This window comes from Pacificoceanicola niger (assembly GCF_048553275.1).
Lineage (GTDB): Bacteria > Pseudomonadota > Alphaproteobacteria > Rhodobacterales > Rhodobacteraceae > Pacificoceanicola.
The window spans coordinates 1-1,143 of record NZ_JBLZMW010000050.1 but is presented as its reverse complement, the minus strand read 5'-3'; the positions used below and the strand labels follow the sequence as shown (position 1 = coordinate 1,143).

The window sequence follows — 1,143 nt, the reverse complement described above, 5'->3', positions numbered from 1 at the left end:
CACCTACCCCCCCAGCGCGGAGCTTACGGCTTCTGCGAATGTTGATGCTGCGGCGTATGACGCGATGTATGCGCAGTCGGTGAGCGATCCGGAGGCGTTCTGGGCCGAGCAGGCCAAGCGTCTGGACTGGATCAAGGCGCCGAGCGAGATAAAGAATGTCGATTTCACCCTCGGTCAGGTAAAGATCGAGTGGTTTCGCGATGGTACGCTGAACGTCGCGGCCAACTGCATCGATCGCCATCTGGAAACCCGCGCCAATCAGACCGCGATCCTCTTCGAGCCCGACGATCCGACCGAGCCGGCGCAGTCGATCACCTATGCCGATCTGCACCGCCGCACCTGCCGCATGGCCAACGTGCTGGAATCGCTTGGCGTTCGCAAAGGCGATCGGGTTGTCATCTATCTGCCGATGATCCCCGAGGCCGCCTACGCCATGCTGGCCTGCGCGCGCATCGGGGCCATCCACTCCATCGTCTTCGCCGGTTTCAGCCCGGACGCCCTCGCCGCGCGGGTCAATGGCTGTGACGCCAAGGTCGTGATCACCGCCGACGAGGCTCCGCGCGGCGGCCGCAAGACCCCGCTGAAGTCCAATGCCGACAAGGCCCTGCTGCACTGCAAGGACTCGGTCAAATGCCTCGTCGTCAAGCGTACCGGCGGGCAGACCACATGGACCGATGGCCGTGATTACGACTACAACGAGATGGCCCTGGAGGCCGACGATTACAGCCGCCCGGTCGAGATGAATGCCGAGGATCCGCTGTTCATCCTCTACACCTCCGGCTCCACCGGCCAGCCCAAGGGCGTGGTACACACAACAGGTGGATATTTGGTTTACGCCGGCCTGACCCACGAGGTCACCTTCGATTACAAGGACGGCGACGTCTATTGGTGCACCGCCGACGTGGGCTGGGTCACCGGGCATTCCTATATTGTTTACGGGCCCTTGGCCAACGGCGCGACGACGCTGATGTTCGAGGGGGTGCCGACCTGGCCGGATGCCTCGCGCTTCTGGCAGGTCTGCGAAAAGCACAAGGTTAACCAGTTCTACACCGCGCCGACGGCGATTCGCGCGCTCATGGGACAGGGCAACGATTTCGTAACGAAATGCGATCTATCCTCGCTGCGAATCCTCGGCACCGTCGG

The 1,143-nt window shown here is 62.7% G+C and carries 1 protein-coding gene; it reads left to right on the top strand.

Annotated elements, in window-relative coordinates:
* On the top strand, positions 1-1,143 hold a 1,143-nt coding region (locus tag ACN2XU_RS24195; RefSeq protein ID WP_419412893.1), incomplete at both ends, for an AMP-binding protein.